We start from the raw sequence: 17,827 nt of genomic DNA on the forward strand, positions 1-17,827 counted from the left end.
CCACATGGGCCAGCGGGGAGAGATCAGGCGTGAAGGATCGCCTTGATCTCGGTGTATTCCTCGAACCCGTAGCGGCCTTGCTCGCGCCCATTCCCGGACTGGCGGAATCCTCCGAACGGAACCTCGGCGCCCAGTGCCGCACCGTTGATATGCACATTGCCGGCACGAAGCCGCGTGGCGACGGAAAGCGCCCGATCCGGATCCGCACCGGAGACGTAGGCGGAGAGGCCGTAGCGTGTGCCGTTCGCGATCCGGATCGCATCGCTCTCGTCGCGGTAGGAAATCACGGAAAGAACAGGCCCGAAGATTTCTTCCTGGGCGATGGCCATATCGGGTGCGACACGACCGAAGATGGCGGGCGCAAGAAAATAGCCGGCATTGGGCAGCACGCGTCCGTCGTCTCGGTCGGTAACGAGTAACGCCCCCTCGCGCGTTCCGGTCGTCAGATGAGCCTGCACGCGCTCGAAATGCGAACGGGACACAAGTGGGCCGATGTCGGTTTCCGGATCTCGGGGATCGCCCACCTTGAGCTTATCCGCCGCCGCCGTTGCAATGGCCAGAACTTCGGTGTGCTTGTCGGCTGGAACGAGCAGGCGCGTCGGCGCATTGCAGGACTGGCCCGTATTCTCCATGCAAAGCCGCACAGCCTGCGTCACGGCCTGTTCGAAATCGACGTCCGGCAAAAGGATGTTGGCCGATTTGCCGCCGAGTTCCTGGCAGACGCGTTTGACCGTGGGAGCCGCTCGGATGGCGACTTCGATCCCGGCCGCCGTCGAGCCGGTGAAGGAGACCATGTCGACATCGGGATGGGAGGCCATTGCTGCGCCGACTGTCGGCCCCGTACCATGCACCATGTTGAAGACGCCGGAGGGCACGCCCGCTTCATCGAGCACCTCCGCCAACATATGTGCGGAAAGCGGCGTCAATTCGCTCGGCTTCAGCACCATCGTACAGCCGGCGGCAAGTGCCGGCGCGACCTTGCACATGATCTGGCTAATCGGCCAGTTCCAGGGCGTGATCAAGGCGCAAACGCCGATAGGTTCGCGGTGGATCGTGGCATTGCCGATCCGGCGTTCAGGGATAGTATTCCGAAGCATGTTGATGGCCGCGTTCAGATGATCGACACCGGTCGCGGCCTGTGCGACGCGGGCGAGCGTGACGGGCGCCCCCATTTCCAGTGTGATGGCGGAGACGAATTCGTCGTAGCGGCGGGTATAAATCTCCAGGACTTTCTCGAGCAATGCGAGGCGCTCATCGAGGGGACTCGAGCCGTAGGAAACAAAGGCGCGTTGAGCGGCGTCGACGGCGCTGGCGACATCTTCTCGTGATCCAAGCGCGACCTCTCCGTAGATATCTTCCGTAGCGGGATTGATCAGCGCATGCGTCGGGCGGCGCATGACTTTACGCCATTCTCCGTCCAGGTAGAACGAGTCGATGATGTGCATGAGCGCGCGTGTCCGAAGTGGCAGATATACGCGGCAAGAATCCCGCAGCGAGCCCGCCGCCGATATAGCCTTCCGGAGCTAGAGGGGCAGGTACCGTGAATGCCGGGACGCCGGTGGTGACATGTTGACCATACTGCCATCCGGCATTCACGTTCGCCCGTCGGCTAGCTGGCTTCCATGCGCAGCTTGTCGAAATCGGAGGCGTCGTGGCGTTCGGGCAACTGGCTTTCGGGTTTACCCCAGGCGCGATTCACCATCCGGCCGCGTTGCACGGCGGGACGCTCGAAAATCTGATCCGTCCAGCGATTGACGTTTTTGTACTCTTCGACGCTAAGAAATTCGCCGGCTTCATATAGAAGTCCCTTGGCGAGCGCGCCATACCAGGGGCAGATCGCCATGTCGGCGATGGTATATTCCGCACCCGCGATATATTCATTTTCGGCGAGGCGCCGGTCGAGAACATCGAGCTGGCGTTTGATTTCCATGGCAAAGCGGTCGATCGCGTATTCGATCTTGAACGGAGCATAGGCATAAAAGTGGCCGAACCCGCCGCCAAGATAGGGAGCGGAGCCCATTTGCCAGAAAAGCCACGAATAACACTCCGCGCGGGCAGCCGGATTCTTCGGCAGGAAGGCCCCGCCGAATTTTTCCGCCAGATAAAGAAGGATCGCGCCGCTTTCGAAAACGCGGGTCGGCGGATTGGTGCTGTGATCCATGAGCGCGGGAATTTTCGAGTTCGGATTGGCTGAGACGAAGCCGGAGCCGAACTGGTCGCCCTCATTGATTTTGATGAGCCACGCATCGTATTCCGCGCCTTTATGACCAGCGGCGAGCAGCTCTTCCAGCATCACCGTTACCTTGACGCCGTTCGGCGTGGCCAGCGAGTAGAGCTGGAGCGGATGCTTGCCGACGGGCAACTCCTTTTGGTGTGTCGGGCCGGATACGGGCCGATTGATATTGGCGAAGCGGCCACCATTCTCGCCCTGCTTCCATGTCCAGACTTTGGGTGGCGTGTAGCCTGCATCTGTCATCGCGTGCACTCCCTGTTTTGTCGAGTTACGCCAAGACTGAGCGCGATGCGCCTGGAAGGCAATCCGGCGCTTGCTCTACAAAACAAATTTGTTTTGATTCCAGGATCGCTGCGCTGGGATAGGCGCATGACGGCGGCGGCTACGCCCCCGTAGATGCTATCCGGGCTTTTTCTGACCATAGGAAAGAAAAGCGCCAAAGACCGCGTTCATATCCTCGTCGGAGAGGATTTTCGGACCGCCGATGGCGAGCGTACCGAAATAATAAGAGGCCTGCACTTCAACCTCCCGGGCAATCATAAGCGCTTCGCCCAGTGAGCGGCCGAGCGCAATCTGGCCGTGATTCGCCATCAGGCAGGCCCGGCGACCTTCGAGCGTGTCGATTACGGACCTGGCGAGCGCCTCGGTCCCGAAGAGCGCATAAGGCGCCACGCGGATTTCCGCGCCGCCGCTGACCGCCGTCATGTAGTGCAGCGGCGGGATCGACCTGCCCGCGCAGGCAAGGGTCGTTGCATATTGCGAGTGGCAATGGACCACGGCATTCACGTCCTGGCGTCCAACAAGCAGCTCTACATGCATGCGCCACTCGCTTGTCGGCCGGAAATCGCCTTTGTATTCGCCGGCGCGATCGATCTCGACCATCGACTCTGGCGTCAGCCGGCCGGCCGGAATGCCCGATGGCGTAACGAGGAAACGATCGCCCAGCCGTACTGAGGCATTGCCCGCCGTGCCGCTGTTGAGGCCCGACGTGTCCATTTCCAGCATCGCCGCCACCAGCGCGCGGCGCAATTCTTCCGAGTTGCCTTGCATCTATGCCGCCATTCTTTCCAGTTTGCCGAGCGTACCCAACCCGAGAGCGACCTGCGCGGCGGTCTCCGTCGCCGCAATCATGGCTGCCTCGAACGAGATACCTTTGCCTTTGGCAAGGCTTGCGATGAAGCCGGCGCAATAGGAATCGCCGCAGCTGGTCGTATCGACCGGCGTGATGGCTTTCGCCGGAACTTCGATGATGTCGCCGTCATGCAAAGCCACGCTGCCGAGCCCGCCGCGTTTGATGATACAGGAATGAGCTCCCATCTCGATAAAGGTTCTGAGCGCATCCGGTGGAGCAATTTCGCCGAGTAGCACGCGCACTTCCGCCTCGCTCGGCATGAAACAATCGATGTTCGGCAGCAGCAAGCGCAGAGTGTCGATCGTCTCCGGTTGGGGCGCGATGAGGTCGCAGGTCACATAGGCGCCTGCGGCGCGAATCTCCGCCACGGCTTCAAGCGCCGCGGGCGACGAGAGGTTCGGAAAGCCGACGCCACCGAAATGAAAAAAGCGCGAGCGCCTCGCCGTCTCGACGGCCTTCCGGTCGAGTTCCGTCAGAATGCTGGAGCCAAGCATGTGAAAGACGGGCCTTTCGCCATCCCGGCGAATGGTCAATACGCTCGTGGAAGTGGGCAGGGCGTCGAGCCTGGCGACATGCGTGCAATCGATGTCCGCCCGCTTCAGTAGTTGCAGCACGATGTCGCCATTCACGTCGTTGCCGACCGCCGAGATGACGGCAACGTCGAGCCCGAGTGTCGCCGCTACCATGGCGGCACCCGAGGCAGTCCCCGCCGGAGCAAGAACGATTTCTTCGACCAGGGTCGGCTTCTGGGTGTCCGGCAGGGCATCCACCGGACGGACCAGTATGTCCAGCGTCGTCAGCCCTGCGCAGGTCAGGTCGGGCATATCTCTCAATCTCCCAATAAATGGTCTCTTGTCTCAGAGGGTCGGATCAATATAATAGTCTTTATTATCGTTTAACAAGCGGAGGCTCGCCATGAGCGGCAAGGTCGATCAGGAACTTAAGCTGCGCGCCGGGAAGGTCATTCCAGGCGGCATGTATGGACACCAGTCGGTCGCGCTCCTGCCGCCTCAGGCTCCCCAGTTTTTTGTCCGTGCGAAAGGCGCCTATCTCTGGGATGCAGACGGCCAACGGTACACAGATTTCATGTGCGGCTATGGTCCGAATCTTTTCGGCTACTGCCATCCCGACATCGACGCAGCCTATGCAAGGCAGATGGCCGAAATCGACGTGGCAACGGGACCGACGCCGCGCATCGTCGAACTGGCCGAAGCCTTCGTCGAAACAGTCACTCATGCCGACTGGGCGATATTTTGTAAGAACGGCACCGACACCACAAGCATGGCTCTGCTGACGGCCCGCGCCTACAGGGACCGCAAGAAGGTGCTGCTTGCAAGCGGTGCCTATCACGGCGCCGCGCCCTGGTGTACGCCGGTTCCGGCGGGGACTGTGGCCGACGATCGCGCTCATTTCATTTACTATCAATACAATGACGTTCAGAGCCTTGAAAATGCCGTTGCCGAAGCGGGCGACGACCTCGCGGCGATATTCGCGTCGCCCTTCAAGCATGATGTCCTCGTGGACCAGCAGCTTCCGAATCCTGCCTATGCGCGCCGCGCGCGCGAGCTGTGCGATGAAAAGGATGCGCTTCTCCTCGTCGACGATGTTCGGGCGGGCTTCCGCATCGAACGGGATTGCAGCTGGAACCACCTTGGCGTGCAGCCGGACCTCTCGGGATGGGGCAAGGCGATCGCCAATGGTCATCCGATTTCCTGCCTTCTCGGCAACGAGCGCGCGAAGCAAGCGGCATCCAGGATTTACGTGACAGGTTCCTTCTGGTTTGCGGGCGCCGCCATGGCCGCCTCGCTGGAAACACTCCGCCTTATCCGCACGACCGATTATTTGGAGCGCACGGTCGCGATGGGCAATCGCCTTCGCGAAGGATTGAGCTCAATTGCCGCGACGCGCGATCTGCATCTCAGCCAGACGGGCCCCGTGCAAATGCCGCTCATCATGATCGTCAATGACGAGGGCAATTGCGACTTCGCGAAAAGCAGCACTTTTGCTGGCGGAATGATCGCCGGAGGGGTTTATTTTCACCCCTTCCACAACATGTTCATCGGCGCCGCCATGACCGATGCCGACATCGACCACGCACTCGAGGTTGCGGACAAGGTGGCCAAAACCTTTCGGGAGCGTACACCGGCCTGAGTTTTCGTCATCTTCCGCCGTTGTGTCCCATCCGCTCCGATGTGCTATAATTACAGTTCTGTAAATGCGGATGGGCCCGGCGGGGGAAATGTCCATCATGAAAGGCGACGAGACGAGAGACCGCATCAAGCTTGCGGCAAGGCGGCTTTTTGCGGAACGTGGCGTGGACGGCGTGCCGATCCGTGAGATCGTGGCGGCGGCCGGCCAGCGCAATGTTGGTTCGTTGCACTATTATTTCCGGACCAAGGAAGCGCTGGTGCGCGAGCTGGTGGCCGACGGCGCGAAGCTCATCAACGACCGCCGGCTCGTCATGCTGGAGGCTATGGCGCGTGACGGTGGGCCGAAGAATCTGCGCGAGGTCATCGAGATTCTGGTCTGGCCGTCGATCGGTCTCGGCGAGGCGGATGGCGAGGAGGACACCTATCTGCGTTTCGTTGTCTCCCTGACCATGAACCATCGTCAGCTTTTCCTCGAGGCGCTGGAAGACAGGTGGAATTCCGGATATCAGCAGTGCATCGCCCACATAAAATCCTTGCTGCCGGACGTACCCATGCCGGTACTGAATCAACGCCTCGTTTTCATGGGCCTTTATCTGGGGGCGGTGATGACCGCGCGCGAAGCGGCGTTTGATCGCGGCGGGCGGGGACGAGAGTTCTGGGCCGCGCGCGAGACGATGAGTAACTTCATCGACACGGTTCAGGCTCTGCTCGAATCCTCAACATCACCGACAACCGAAATGGAACGGCAGCCGGCTACCGCCTTACCCAATCCCTTGGAAGCCATTTTGACACGCAGCATGCTTGCCGGAGCGAGTGCCGACTGAAAGGCGCTGCCCGGAAAGGTTTCTCCGAGGCCTGCTTCTGTGCGCCCGGTAGTAGAAGAAACGCCGCTTCGGCACGGCGCATTTTCCATCCGTCAGAATGCGTAGCTCACGTCGAATGTCAGGAAATCGCGATCGTCCATCAGGTTCTGTGTCGCGTTGCCGCGTGTGAGCGTCCACTGCACACCTGCGCTCCAGGTCTTTTGGTAATTGCCCCGGACGCCGAGTGAGAGTGTTTTGCGATTGTCGAGGAAGCCCGGCCCGATCGGCCCTGCCGAGCTGTGGAAGTCCTGACCGAACTGGATACCCGGCGTGACGGTCCAGGGCGTTCCGAGCGCGTTGTTATACTGCACGTTCGCGATCAGCCTGTAGCCATGCGAGAAAGTGTCGGGGTGGAACAGGGGTTGCCCCGCACTGGTAAGGAGTCCCCGATAAATCGGATTGGGAACCTGCGTCTCCGAGCGCGATACTGCAAGCGCATTGAGTTCGGTTTGGGAGATGCTCGGCAGGTATTGGAAGCCCCAATTCGCGATCAGGATGATGAGGTCCGCATCGAGCGCTCTGGTCACGCCTTCAGAGGTAGAGAGCGTCGAGATCGTCGCCAACTGACCTGAAATGGAATCGGACTTCAGATAGCCGCCGCCGAAGCCGCCGGGTGTGGTGTCGTAGGGAATGGTGGTCGCAGTGTTGCCCGGTCCGAGAATTCCATTGTCGATCCAGCGCGCCAGCAGCGTCTCGCCAGATGAAAGCGAGAAGGGCAGATCGGGCTGATAAACCACTTCGCCGGAAAAAGCCGTACCGTTCAGCAGCCAATCGAGCGTCGTGGCAAAACTCGCGCCGAAAAGCTTGATCCCGTCTGGATATTCGAAGCGATAGCTCTGCGCTCCGGGCAAGTCGTTTGAATAGTCGACGAAGGGCAGGTTGGAATGATAGTGGACGTAGTAGAGCCCTAACTCCGTACCCTGATTGAGCCAGTCGGCATAATAGCCAAGCTTGACGCCATACTGACCGAAGTTGCTCGGCTCCTCGCCCTCGGCAATAGGAAGTTGACCCGCCGCGCCGGGACCGTCGGCGGTCAGGTTCAAATAAGCACCGCCAGGTCCCGCGATGTCTGCCTGCGAGAAGAATGTACCGACGGGATCGAGTTGCGTTTTGCGCCAGCGCAGGCCGACCCAGGCTTCGAGACTCATATCGGCCGGGAGTCCAAGCGACGCATAAAGCATTTCCTGCGGCAGAAGGGCTTCCTTGATTTCCGATCCGGGAGTACGCAAGGCGCTGAGATCGACGGAGAGGAACTGGTTGACGCCGCCGGCAATGGCGAGGCTTTCGCCCCAGTTCACGACCTGTTTGCCAGCTCGCAAGTTGAGGGGCATGTCGGCGACATTGAAATTTCCGTAGACGAAGGCGTCGAGCAGCGTGAGATCGCGGCCGGCGGCGTTGCTGGCATCGTCTCCGCGAACGGCGTCGTCGATTGGTCTTCGTCCGAACCGCGTCGTCTCTTCCCCGGCGCGCTGGTCTCCGATGTAATCGTAGAATGCCTTCACGCGGGCAAAGGCACCGTAATTCTGATACTTGGCTTCAATGTCGGTGACGACCTTCGCCGTCATGGCGTACGGATCCCATTGGTCGAAGTTGATTTCCCCGTCGTCCGTATTGATGTTGGGACTGGTACCGACAGAATTTGCGCAGCCGCCATTCGCCGTGCTGACTTTGGAACAGTCCTGACCGTGCGTCCGGATGCCGACGCCGAGCGAGAGTGTCGTATCGACCGACACGCTCATCTCGCCAAATCTGAAATCCTCGGCCGATGCGGGCACCGCGGTCACGCCGATGATGCCGGCAGCGACGATGCCGGCCAACCGTACGGAACGTGGCTTGGACTGTTTCATGATTTTCTCCCCTCTGAGTGGTCGTTTGGCGACTGCAATCGGTTGTCTTGTGCGGCAGGGCCGGTGATGGACGGCGGAGGAGAGCCTTTGGGCACAGCCGCTCCCACCGCGACCCGAAGGGTCACGTGCGACGCTGATACCGCTGGTTTTTGTTCCTCCCCGGCGCTCGGCGATGCCGTCGCGACACAGGTCTTTTTTATTCGCTTGATTTAGTAAATCGATTAACTAATTCATATGACCTAATTTGATCCGTCAAGCAGATTTGCGCGAACACGCCAAAGCATCTTCACGACAAGGAGCAATTGTGCCCGTAATGACGCGTAAATTAGTGCGCGGGATTTATGGCGATCCGATAGGCGCAGCGTCGTGCGCCGGCGAGCAGATGCTCGACGCGTTCGACGAAGCAATCTGCCCCCAGTACTTTCTGGAATGTAAATAGTTCCGACCGGCAAAGACTCTGGCAGGCGCGCGCGGCGGCGCAAATTGGGCAATGATTTTCAATAAAGAGAAAACTGCCGTCTTCTTCGCGATGCCACTCGGCCATATAGCCTTCGCGCGCGCGAATTTCGGCCAGGATTTTGATGCGTTTCTCGAGCGATACATCGCCGACCGCTTCTTCGTACTGACGTAAAGTTTCGCGCTCGCGCCGCGTGATGAGCCGGTCGAGACCGTCGTCCCCGAATTCGCTACGCACCGCCTTGAGAAGGTCGACGGTCATTTGTGCGTGGCTATCCGGAAAGCGCGCGTGTCCCTTCGCCGTAAGCGACCAGTGTCGCCGTGGGCGTCCTACACCGCCTGCGCGCGTCTCAGACGTGACAAGACCTTCAACCGCCAGCCGCTCAAGCTGTTGGCGGCTTCCCTGCCGGCTGATGCCGAGACGCTCGGCGACCTCGCCCGTCCGCGCCGGTCCGCGCGTCTTGAGGAGGAAGAGAATTTCGTCAGTCGTTGTTTTCACTCGAGATGCCTCAAAATGACAACAAAAAAGTTGTCAAATGAATGGGGCAGGTTTATCACCGGATGGATTTGGAAACAAGGAAGTTGTCAATGGCCTCGGCGAGCGTCCAGGTGTCTGGCTGGAAGGAAGTGTTGGGGGAGGGGCGCTTCGCCCGTTTCGCGCTTCTCTGCCTCGGCGTCTGGCTCAACGCCGCCGACGCGCTGATGACCGCGACCATCATGCCGAGTGTCGCGCGCGATATCGGTGGCTATGCCTATTTTGGCTGGGCGATTGCCGGCTACATCCTCGGCTCGATTGTCGCCGGCGCGAGCGCCGGGCAATTTTCGCTGCGTTTCGGCATCCGCCGGGCCATGGTCATCGCGGCGCTTTTTTACGCCATCGGCTGTGTCGTCAGCGCCGCCGCGCCCGAAATAGCGAGCTTCCTGGTCGGCCGCCTTCTGCAAGGCATCGGCGCGGGCTGGATCGTCGGCCTTTGCTATGTGGCGGTCGGCACGATGTTCCCCGAACATCTTCTGGCGCGCGTTCTCGCCGCCGTCTCCGGCGTCTGGGGCATCGCCACATTGCTGAGCCCGCTCATTGGCGGCGTCTTTGCCGAAGCGGGCATATGGCGCTGGTCCTTCTGGCTTTTCGCCATTCAGGGCGCGGGCTTCGCGGTCGCCTCGATGTCGCTTCTGGACCGGGGGGGAGCCTCCGTCGCGCGCGATCCGCTTCCCCTGCGACAGATCAGTGTGCTGACCTCTGGCATTCTCTCCATCGCCGCCGCCGGGCTCGTGACGAATATTTCGCAAGCTGCCCTTCTCGGCGTTTCGGGTCTTTTCCTGCTCCTTCTCTTCGTTCGCCTCGACGGACGGGCTCGCGCTCCGTTGTTGCCGCGCGCTACCGGCAATCCGTCGAGCACCGCCGCCGCCGGCTACACGATGATCTTCATGCTGTCGGCAGGCACGATCAGCTTCGGCGTCTACGGCTCGGCGATCATGCAGGCGCTGCATGGGAGCTCGCCGCTCGTCGCGGGTTATGTCATCGGCGCGGAGGCCATGGCTTGGACGCTCGCCGCGCTTGCCGTCTCCGGCCTTCGCGACAAATGGCATTCGCTCTTCATCGTGCTCGGCGCAACGAGCATCGTCGCGGGTGTCGTCGGCCTGGCGACTTTCATGCCTCGTGGCTCGCTTGCCGAGGTCGTCGTCTGCGCGCTTTTTCTGGGGGGAGGCTTCGGTCTTTGTTGGGCCTTCGTCACGCGCCGGCTGCTTGGCAGCGTGCGGGTGGAAGAGCGCGCCGTTGCCTCGTCCGCCGTCCCGACCATGCAGCTCATTGGAGGCGCGGCCGGCTCCGCGGGCGCAGGCGCCATCGCGAATTTCCTCGGCTTTGCTCAGGGTATCGATGCCGCAACGGCGGCATCGGGCAGCTTCTGGCTGTTCGCAAGCTTCGTGCCCGTCGTCGCGCTGGGTTGGTTCTCGGCCTGGCGTCTTGCGCGGCTTTAGATCAATCCGCGCGCCGTCAACTCGTCCTTGAGATAGGCATAATAGATCGGCGCGGCAATGACGCCCGCGACGCCGAAGGCGGCCTCCATCACCAGCATGGCGACGAGCATCTCCCATGCGCGCGAGCGGATCTGCGTCCCGATGATGCGCGCATTGACGAAATATTCGAGCTTGTGCATTGCGACCAGGAAGACGAGAGAACCGGCGGCGGCATAGGCGGATATGCCAAGGCTCACCACCACGATCACCGTATTCGAAATGAGATTGCCGATGACCGGCAGCAGGCCGGCGAGGAACGTCACCGCGATCATCGTTTTCACGAGCGGCAGGTGAATGCCGAACATCGGCAGGATGAAAGCGAGATAGACTCCTGTCAGCACCGTATTGAGCGCGGAGATACGGACCTGCGCAAAGACGACCCGGCGAAAGGCGTCGCCGAGGAGCTGCGCCCGAACGAGCAGCGCACCGCGAAGCGGAGGCAGGCTCGATGGAGCGGGCGCCGCTTCGCCGAGCGCCGCCAGTCCGCCGACGATAGCGCCCACGACGATGTGAAACAGCACGCGACCGAAGTTCTCGCCAAGGCTCTGCAACGCGCCGGCGTTTTCGCGCAGCCATTGCGACGCCTGCTTCTGCCATTCCTCCGAGTTCGCGGGCAGGTATTCATGCGCCCATGGCGGAATGTAGCTTTTTGCGGCCTGCACCACGTCGGCCATCTTGCGCAGCAGGATGATGACGTTGTCCGAACTGTCGGAGAAGAGCGAGGTCAATCCGACGATGCCCGACGTGAGCAACAGGATGAAGGTGACGGAGAGAAGGGCGAGGGCGATCGCCTTCTCGGTCCGGTGGGTGAAGCGGCCTATGCGAAGCCGGGGCGCGACGACATGCACGAGCTCGTAGACAAGAACGCCCGCAAGAAAAGCGGCGAGCAGGCCGAGGCTAAGGACCATGAAGAGAGCGAGGCCGGTCAACAGTTGCGCCGCGAGTGCGACGCGCCGATCGCTCTCGAGCGGAAAACTGGTCGGTGCCGTCATTGTTGTTATCTCCTGTGGCCCTGTGCCGGCCTGCACCTGGCGGCGCCGGATCATACATTCGCCCTATGTTTCGGCCTATACTCATTCCTGGCTCCATCATCTACGGGGCATTCTCCGACAGATGCTGACTCCATGAGGCGGTTTGGTGCCTTACGAAATGAATATTTTCCCAACTTACAGCAAGGCTGAGGTTGCCGCCGACGCTGTCGTTCATGTTCTGGGTATCTCGCTCGGTGTGGGCGCCGTTGTCTGGCTTCTGCTCTCAGCCTGGCAGGGAGGCTCGCCCGGTGCTCGAACGAGCTTCGTCGTTTACGGCTTCGGCCTGATCGGCATGCTCTGTGCCTCGGCCGCGTACAACATGACGCCAGCCTGCCGTGCCAAGGAGCTGCTGCGCCGCTTCGATCACGCGATGATCTACGTGATGATTGCCGGTACCTACACGCCTTTCGCGCTTCTTGCGGTGGGCGGCGTACGAGGTGCCGTCCTTTGCGCCATCATCTGGTCGGCGGCGCTCGCCGGCATCGTCCTGAAGGTCGGATTCCCGCGCCGGTTCGAATGGGCCGGCTTCGCGCTCTATCTCGGCATGGGATGGATGGTGGTGGCAGTGATCGACCGCGTCTTTGCGGCGCTTTCGAGCCTGAGCTTCACGCTGCTGCTGGCCGGCGGCGTGGTCTATACGCTCGGCTCGGGTATCCATCTGATGCAACGGCTCCGGTTCCACAACGCACTCTGGCACACGATGGTGCTCGCCGCCGCCGCCGCCCATTTCATCGCGATAGCAGGGCAGTTCGCCGTTTCGGCCTGAAGCTGCTTCCAGCCAATCAGGGGGCAACATTGCCCGCCCTCGCATGATCGGCTAGAAGAAGCCCCGCATCTTTTTCCGAAATCGAGAGCGACGACGCATGGCTTCCTATCAGTACGTCTATATCATGGACCGGCTGTCCAAGACCTATCCGGGCGGCAAACAGGTCCTGAAGGACATTCGCCTGTCGTTTCTGCCGGGCGTCAAGATCGGCGTCGTCGGTCTCAACGGCGCCGGCAAATCGACGCTGCTGCGCATCATGGCCGGCACCGACAAGGACTTCACAGGCGAAGCCTGGGCCGCCGAAAGCGCACGCATCGGCTATCTCGCGCAGGAACCGCAGCTCGACGCGTCGAAAGACGTCCTCGGCAACGTGATGGACGGCGTGAAGGAAAAGAAGGCGCTGCTCGACCGCTATAACGAGATCGCCGTCAACTATTCCGACGAAACGGCCGACGAGATGTCGAAGCTTCAGGACATCATCGACGCGCAGAATCTCTGGGATCTCGACAGCCAGGTCGAAATGGCGATGGACGCGTTGCGTTGCCCCGAAGGCGATGCGGATGTGGCGAAACTCTCGGGCGGCGAAAAGCGCCGCGTTGCGCTCTGCAAGCTGTTGCTCGAAGGTCCCGACCTCCTGCTCCTTGACGAGCCGACCAACCATCTCGACGCGGAATCGGTTGCCTGGCTGCAGAACTATCTGAAGGAATACAAGGGCACCGTCGTCCTCGTCACCCACGACCGCTACTTCCTCGACAACGTGACCGGCTGGATTCTCGAACTGGATCGCGGTTCGGGCATTCCCTACGAAGGCAATTACTCCTCCTGGCTCGAGCAGAAACAGAAGCGGCTCGAACAGGAAGGCCGGCAGGAAGAGGCGACGCAGCGCACGCTTTCCCGCGAGCTTGAATGGATCAGGCAGAGCCCCAAGGCGCGTCAGGCCAAAAGCAAGGCGCGTATTCGCGCCTATGACGACCTCCTGGCCGAAGCCGGCAAGCAGCAGGACGGCAAGGCGCAGATCATTATCCCGGCTGGCCCGCGTCTCGGCGGCGTCGTGGTCGAGGCGGATCATCTTTCCAAGGCCTTCGGCGATCGTCTGCTGATCGACGATCTCTCGTTCCAGCTTCCGCCCGGCGGCATCGTCGGCGTCATCGGCCCGAACGGCGCCGGCAAGACGACGCTTTTCCGCATGCTGACCGGTCAGGATAAGCCGGATACGGGAACGCTGAAGGTCGGCGAGACCGTCGTCATGGGCTATGTCGATCAGAGCCGCGACGATCTCGATCCCGCCAAGAATGTCTGGGAGGAAATCTCCGGCGGCACGGACATCATCGAACTCGGCAAGATCACCATGCCGAGCCGCGCCTATGTCGGCGCCTTCAATTTCAAGGGCAGCGACCAGCAGAAAAAGGTCGGCTTGCTGTCGGGCGGCGAACGCAACCGCGTTCATCTCGCCAAGATGCTGAAGTCCGGCGCGAACCTGCTGCTCCTCGACGAACCGACCAACGATCTCGACGTCGATACGCTGCGTGCGCTGGAAGACGCGCTCGTCGCCTTCGCCGGTTGCGCCATCGTCATCAGCCATGATCGCTGGTTTCTCGACCGCATCGCGACACACATGCTCGCCTTCGAAGGCGACAGCCATGTCGAATGGTTCGAAGGCAATTACCAGGAATACGAAGAAGACAAGAAGCGCCGGCTGGGCGCGGCCGCTGAAATTCCGCACAGGATCAAATACAAGCGCTTCAGCCGCTGATCCCTCGGGCTTCCCACAAGCAAAAACGGCGCGGAAATCGCTTTCCGCGCCGTTTGCGTATCGAAGAGGCGTTTACTGAACCGACGAGCCGCTGGTCGTCGCCGCCGTCGGCGGCAGCTTGCCTTGTTCGGCGTCGGCTATCTGGCCCTTCAGGTGCTCGAGCAGGGCAGTGAAATCGCCATTGTGATTGTTGATGACCGAGGTGAACGCGGAGCGCTGCTCCTGCGCCAGCCACACGCCGACGACGTTCACGTCGAACAGCTTGTATCCGCTGTCCTTCTTCAGCAGCCACCACGTCACCTTCACCGGCTCACGGCCGTTGGTGAAGTTGATCTGGCTCTGTACGAGAACCTGCGTGTCGCCCTTGAGCTGCGAGCCCGTGATCGTCAGCTTTTCGTCGTGGTAATCCGAGAGGCGCGTCACATAAACCTTGACGACGAAATTGTTGAAGAGCTTGAGGTACTCGTCCTTCTGGTCGGCTGTCGGCGTACGCAGGAACTGGCCGAGACAGAAGGCGGCGATGCGCGGCATGTCGGCGCTTTCGTTGAGCAGCGTGGAGAATTGCGCTTCGCGCGCCTGACGCCCCGCGCTCTTGTCGCTGATGATCTTGATGGCGCGCTGCGAAATATCGTCCACCCATTTCTCCGCCGCCGGATCGGCATTTGCCGCTTGTGCGGGCGCCGTGGCGAAGATGGAGAAGAGAACGGCAGCGCAGAACGCGACGGGGGCGGCGGCTGTTCGCACGAAGTTAAGAGTGGTCATGGCCTGGGCTCCTGCAGACGACAAGTCGAAGCTGAGATGGACGCCGGCGACGGCATCGAACGAGACTGTTGCACCTTATTTAGGTGCAACAGCCTGGGGTTCGTTTGTGTCGAAATTTAGATTGTCGATATCAGGCAGGTTTTCCTGACTGACGTCGCCGTTCGCGATTTCGTTGGCGCGGCTCTGGCGATAGAGGCTGCGGACGGTCGCGTAATAGTCGACCGAGGTCCGCTCAATCTGGTCGAGCGTACCGAGATTGCGTGAGCGCACGTCGATACCGTTCACGACGAAACGGGTAACGGGGACCGTGTACGGACCGTTCCAGTAGACATAGGTGAGCGGGTCGAAGAACTTGTCCACGGCGAAGCCTGCGAGATCGCGGGGCGGCGAGGGCCCCAGAACCGGCAGGAAGAGATAAGGCCCTTCGGGCGTGTCCCAGGTACCGAGTGTCTGGCCGAAATCCTCGCGATGCTGCGGATAGCCCCAACCGGTCGCCGGATCGAAGAGGCCGAGCACGCCGACCGTGGTGTTGATGCCGAAGCGCTTGGCTGTGATGCCGGCGCGGTTCCATTCGCCCTGGAGCGAGTCGTTGGCGAGGATCACCGGCGCATCGAGATTGTCGAGGAAGTGGCGGATGCTGTTGCGTGCCGGGTCGGGCACGACGCCCTGATACCAGGTCGCGACCGGCTTGATGAGGATGATGTCGAAGAAGCGGTTGAGCTCGAAGAAGTAGCGATTCAACGGCTCAATAGGGTCGTTGGTTTCTTCATATGCCTGTACCGCCGCCTTGTTGGACGGGTCGGGACGCGTCGCGCAGGCCGCAAGCGCAACGATCAGCATGATGCAAGCCGCCTTTACGCCTGCATTCGCTATCCGGGCCGTTACAGTCATCATGTTTCCACACTTCTTTTGGTCGAACAGGCTTGCGATACCAGTATTCAGCTCAGCCCCGGCATCCGCCGAGACTCAGGTTCCGGCGCCAGGCGCTAGCAGGGTCAAACTGATTCCGTATTGCCGCCACCCGATCCGAAGGTCCTGTCAGAATCGAACATATCGCTTAATGCCCCGTGAACCGAGACGGGAGCCTGCACGATGGGGGTGAACCTTCGAGATCCATCTGACATCTAGGTATCACATGGCCGGCAGATTAACCAGATAACGGCCTGAAACCGCTGCAAGGATCACGCAATGGTGTTGCCGAAAAGCTGCGACATTGGGTGCAATTTACTATTGAGTTTGCATATAAAGATATGTTTATATGAAATTTGATTTTATGACGAGAGATAAGGCGATATGGAAGAGCTTTTGACAGGCCTGAGAGCAGCGGGGGAGCCGACACGGCTCCGCCTGCTTGCGATTCTGGCCCGGAGCGAGCTTACCGTCACCGAGCTCACGCAGATCCTCAGGCAGAGCCAGCCCCGGGTCAGCCGCCATTTGAAGCTGATGTGCGAAGCGGGCCTCTTGGACCGCTTCCGGGAAGGAAGCTGGGTGTTCTATCGGCGTGCCCATGCCGGCGCAGGTGCGCGGCTCGCGGGCCTGCTCACGGGCCTCATACCGGCCAGCGACCCGACCATCGCCCGCGATCTTGAGCGGCTCGAAGCCGTACGCGCCGGACGGGCGGAACGGGCGGCGGAGTTCTTCCGCGCCAACGCGGAGCAATGGAACCGCATCCGCTCGCTCTATGTGTCGGAGGCCGAAGTCGAGGCCGCCTTGCTCGATCTGGGCGCCCGCCACAAGATCGGCACGCTCGTCGACCTGGGCACGGGGACGGGCCGCATTCTCGAACTGGTGGGACCTCAGGCCGAAACCGGGATCGGCATTGACCTGAGCCCCGAAATGCTCGGTTTCGCACGCGCTCATCTTGAGCAAAACGGGATCGAGCATTGCTCCGTCCGGCAGGGCGACCTTTACGATCTTCCCCTGCAAGACGAAACCGCCGACCTCGTGACCTTGCATCAGGTGCTGCATTATCTCGACGATCCGGCCGCTGCTGTGGTCGAGGCCGCACGGGTACTGAAGCCGGGCGGACGACTGCTGATTGCCGATTTCGCGCCTCACGATCTCGATTTCCTGCGCGAGGAACAAGCGCACCGCCGTCTCGGTTTTGCGCAAGACGAAGTGAAGAGCTGGCTCGCGCAGGCCGGGCTCGATCTGAAGGATGTGCGGGAACTGCCGCCCGGAGGCGGCGAAACGGCGAAACTGACGGTCGTGATCTACGCGGCCGACAAGCCGGGCGCAGGCGCCGCCGAGAAGCGCCACGCCGGAGAAAAGCAATTGCTGGGAGTGCAGGGATGAGCGGACAGGACACCAGAACCGAAAGCGGACGCATACGCGTCTCTTTTGAATTCTTCCCCCCCAAGACGCCGGAAATGGAAGAAACCCTGTGGCGTTCGATCCGCAGACTGGAGCCTCTGCGGCCGGAATTCGTTTCGGTGACCTATGGTGCGGGCGGTTCGACGCGCGAACGCACCCACGCGACGGTGAAGCGCCTCGTGCAGGAGACGACGCTGACGCCCGCTGCGCATCTCACCTGCGTCGGTGCGACCCGCGACGAGGTGAACGACGTCATCCGCAGCTACTGGGACGCGGGCGTTCGTCACATCGTGGCGCTCAGGGGCGACATGCCGGAGCTGGGTGCCGCCTATCGCGCGCATCCGCAGGGTTATCAATCGACGCCCGATCTCGTCAGGGGCATCAGGCGGATTGCCGATTTCGAGGTGAGTGTCAGCGCCTATCCGGAAGGCCACCCGGAGTCGGAATCCTTTGCCGCCGACATCGAACTCCTGAAGCGCAAGGTAGATGCCGGCGCGACACGCGC

General features: G+C 61.2%; 16 protein-coding genes and 1 pseudogene. 7 read left to right on the plus strand and 10 right to left on the minus strand.

Features of this window, described 5'->3' with window-relative positions:
- Positions 1-23: 23 nt before the first annotated feature.
- From VMR03_RS09110 to VMR03_RS09125, 4 genes are all read right to left on the minus strand, one after another.
- On the minus strand, positions 24-1,445 hold the full coding sequence (locus tag VMR03_RS09110) for an aldehyde dehydrogenase family protein (protein ID WP_325404410.1): 1,422 nt from the start codon (positions 1,443-1,445) through the stop codon (positions 24-26).
- Between the two features lie 164 nt (positions 1,446-1,609).
- Positions 1,610-2,476: a glutathione-dependent disulfide-bond oxidoreductase gene (yghU, locus tag VMR03_RS09115; protein ID WP_325404412.1), complete on the minus strand. Its 867-nt coding sequence runs from the start codon at positions 2,474-2,476 to the stop codon at positions 1,610-1,612.
- Between the two features lie 156 nt (positions 2,477-2,632).
- Positions 2,633-3,283, minus strand: a complete 651-nt coding sequence (locus VMR03_RS09120) for a class II aldolase/adducin family protein (protein WP_325404414.1) — start codon at positions 3,281-3,283, stop codon at positions 2,633-2,635.
- Positions 3,284-4,189, minus strand: a complete 906-nt coding sequence (locus VMR03_RS09125; RefSeq protein WP_325404416.1) for a carbohydrate kinase family protein — start codon at positions 4,187-4,189, stop codon at positions 3,284-3,286. It lies immediately after the preceding gene.
- A 91-nt stretch (positions 4,190-4,280) separates the two neighbouring features.
- On the opposite strand from VMR03_RS09125, the gene VMR03_RS09130 reads away from it, so the two are divergent.
- Both VMR03_RS09130 and VMR03_RS09135 read left to right on the plus strand, forming a co-directional pair.
- A complete protein-coding gene (locus VMR03_RS09130) occupies positions 4,281-5,516 on the plus strand; it encodes an aminotransferase class III-fold pyridoxal phosphate-dependent enzyme (RefSeq protein ID WP_325404418.1) in 1,236 nt (411 codons plus the stop codon).
- Positions 5,517-5,613: 97 nt separating this feature from the next.
- Entirely contained in the window at positions 5,614-6,339 is a 726-nt protein-coding gene (locus VMR03_RS09135) for a helix-turn-helix domain-containing protein (RefSeq protein WP_325404420.1), read from the plus strand.
- 92 nt (positions 6,340-6,431) lie between these two features.
- Here the strand turns inward: VMR03_RS09135 and VMR03_RS09140 are convergent, their stop codons facing one another.
- From VMR03_RS09140 to VMR03_RS09150, 3 genes and pseudogenes are all read right to left on the minus strand, one after another.
- Positions 6,432-8,225, minus strand: a complete 1,794-nt coding sequence (locus tag VMR03_RS09140) for a DUF1302 domain-containing protein (protein WP_325404422.1) — start codon at positions 8,223-8,225, stop codon at positions 6,432-6,434.
- Positions 8,226-8,550: 325 nt separating this feature from the next.
- Positions 8,551-8,943: a hypothetical protein gene (locus VMR03_RS09145; RefSeq protein WP_325404438.1), complete on the minus strand. Its 393-nt coding sequence runs from the start codon at positions 8,941-8,943 to the stop codon at positions 8,551-8,553.
- 105 nt (positions 8,944-9,048) lie between these two features.
- Positions 9,049-9,180 (minus strand): annotated as a pseudogene (locus tag VMR03_RS09150) (FaeA/PapI family transcriptional regulator); the annotation flags it as partial.
- An 89-nt stretch (positions 9,181-9,269) separates the two neighbouring features.
- On the opposite strand from VMR03_RS09150, the gene VMR03_RS09155 reads away from it, so the two are divergent.
- The gene (locus VMR03_RS09155) at positions 9,270-10,658 is read left to right on the plus strand and encodes an MFS transporter (protein ID WP_325404424.1); all 1,389 of its coding nucleotides are present in this window, start codon (positions 9,270-9,272) and stop codon (positions 10,656-10,658) included.
- Here VMR03_RS09155 and VMR03_RS09160 read toward each other — a convergent pair.
- Complete coding sequence (locus VMR03_RS09160) at positions 10,655-11,689, minus strand: hypothetical protein (RefSeq protein WP_325404426.1); 1,035 nt, start codon at positions 11,687-11,689, stop codon at positions 10,655-10,657. The two genes, VMR03_RS09155 and VMR03_RS09160, sit on opposite strands and share 4 nt — an antisense overlap.
- 157 nt (positions 11,690-11,846) lie before the next feature.
- On the opposite strand from VMR03_RS09160, the gene trhA reads away from it, so the two are divergent.
- Together trhA and ettA are read left to right on the plus strand one after the other, a co-directional pair.
- A complete protein-coding gene (gene trhA / locus VMR03_RS09165; RefSeq protein ID WP_325404428.1) occupies positions 11,847-12,494 on the plus strand; it encodes a PAQR family membrane homeostasis protein TrhA in 648 nt (215 codons plus the stop codon).
- Positions 12,495-12,591: 97 nt separating this feature from the next.
- Positions 12,592-14,247, plus strand: a complete 1,656-nt coding sequence (gene ettA, locus VMR03_RS09170; RefSeq protein ID WP_325404430.1) for an energy-dependent translational throttle protein EttA — start codon at positions 12,592-12,594, stop codon at positions 14,245-14,247.
- 72 nt (positions 14,248-14,319) lie between these two features.
- Here the strand turns inward: ettA and VMR03_RS09175 are convergent, their stop codons facing one another.
- Both VMR03_RS09175 and VMR03_RS09180 read right to left on the minus strand, forming a co-directional pair.
- Positions 14,320-15,009 (minus strand): ABC transporter substrate-binding protein, encoded by a 690-nt coding sequence (locus VMR03_RS09175; RefSeq protein WP_325404432.1) that lies wholly within the window; start codon positions 15,007-15,009, stop codon positions 14,320-14,322.
- A 75-nt stretch (positions 15,010-15,084) separates the two neighbouring features.
- A complete protein-coding gene (locus VMR03_RS09180; RefSeq protein WP_325404434.1) occupies positions 15,085-15,903 on the minus strand; it encodes a VacJ family lipoprotein in 819 nt (272 codons plus the stop codon).
- A 399-nt stretch (positions 15,904-16,302) separates the two neighbouring features.
- Between VMR03_RS09180 and VMR03_RS09185 the strand changes: the two genes are divergently transcribed.
- Positions 16,303-17,304: a metalloregulator ArsR/SmtB family transcription factor gene (locus VMR03_RS09185; RefSeq protein ID WP_325404436.1), complete on the plus strand. Its 1,002-nt coding sequence runs from the start codon at positions 16,303-16,305 to the stop codon at positions 17,302-17,304.
- Positions 17,301-17,827 (plus strand): methylenetetrahydrofolate reductase (locus VMR03_RS09190; protein ID WP_325404437.1); only part of this gene is annotated, 527 nt, incomplete at its 3' end. The genes VMR03_RS09185 and VMR03_RS09190, both read left to right, overlap by 4 nt.

Source organism: Parvibaculum sp. (assembly GCF_035511255.1).
Lineage (GTDB): Bacteria > Pseudomonadota > Alphaproteobacteria > Parvibaculales > Parvibaculaceae > Parvibaculum.

What these genes read in the sequence shown, in the direction of transcription:
- VMR03_RS09160 (WP_325404426.1), bottom strand. Translation starts at nt 11,689, where the DNA reads ATGACGGCACCGACCAGTTTTCCGCTCGAGAGCGATCGGCGCGTCGCA.
- VMR03_RS09185 (WP_325404436.1), top strand. Translation starts at nt 16,303, where the DNA reads ATGGAAGAGCTTTTGACAGGCCTGAGAGCAGCGGGGGAGCCGACACGG.
- VMR03_RS09110 (WP_325404410.1), bottom strand. Translation starts at nt 1,445, where the DNA reads ATGCACATCATCGACTCGTTCTACCTGGACGGAGAATGGCGTAAAGTC.
- yghU (WP_325404412.1), bottom strand. Translation starts at nt 2,476, where the DNA reads ATGACAGATGCAGGCTACACGCCACCCAAAGTCTGGACATGGAAGCAG.
- trhA (WP_325404428.1), top strand. Translation starts at nt 11,847, where the DNA reads ATGAATATTTTCCCAACTTACAGCAAGGCTGAGGTTGCCGCCGACGCT.
- VMR03_RS09120 (WP_325404414.1), bottom strand. Translation starts at nt 3,283, where the DNA reads ATGCAAGGCAACTCGGAAGAATTGCGCCGCGCGCTGGTGGCGGCGATG.
- VMR03_RS09130 (WP_325404418.1), top strand. Translation starts at nt 4,281, where the DNA reads ATGAGCGGCAAGGTCGATCAGGAACTTAAGCTGCGCGCCGGGAAGGTC.
- VMR03_RS09140 (WP_325404422.1), bottom strand. Translation starts at nt 8,225, where the DNA reads ATGAAACAGTCCAAGCCACGTTCCGTACGGTTGGCCGGCATCGTCGCT.
- VMR03_RS09125 (WP_325404416.1), bottom strand. Translation starts at nt 4,189, where the DNA reads ATGCCCGACCTGACCTGCGCAGGGCTGACGACGCTGGACATACTGGTC.
- VMR03_RS09175 (WP_325404432.1), bottom strand. Translation starts at nt 15,009, where the DNA reads ATGACCACTCTTAACTTCGTGCGAACAGCCGCCGCCCCCGTCGCGTTC.
- VMR03_RS09135 (WP_325404420.1), top strand. Translation starts at nt 5,614, where the DNA reads ATGAAAGGCGACGAGACGAGAGACCGCATCAAGCTTGCGGCAAGGCGG.
- ettA (WP_325404430.1), top strand. Translation starts at nt 12,592, where the DNA reads ATGGCTTCCTATCAGTACGTCTATATCATGGACCGGCTGTCCAAGACC.
- VMR03_RS09155 (WP_325404424.1), top strand. Translation starts at nt 9,270, where the DNA reads ATGGCCTCGGCGAGCGTCCAGGTGTCTGGCTGGAAGGAAGTGTTGGGG.
- VMR03_RS09180 (WP_325404434.1), bottom strand. Translation starts at nt 15,903, where the DNA reads ATGATGACTGTAACGGCCCGGATAGCGAATGCAGGCGTAAAGGCGGCT.
- VMR03_RS09145 (WP_325404438.1), bottom strand. Translation starts at nt 8,943, where the DNA reads ATGACCGTCGACCTTCTCAAGGCGGTGCGTAGCGAATTCGGGGACGAC.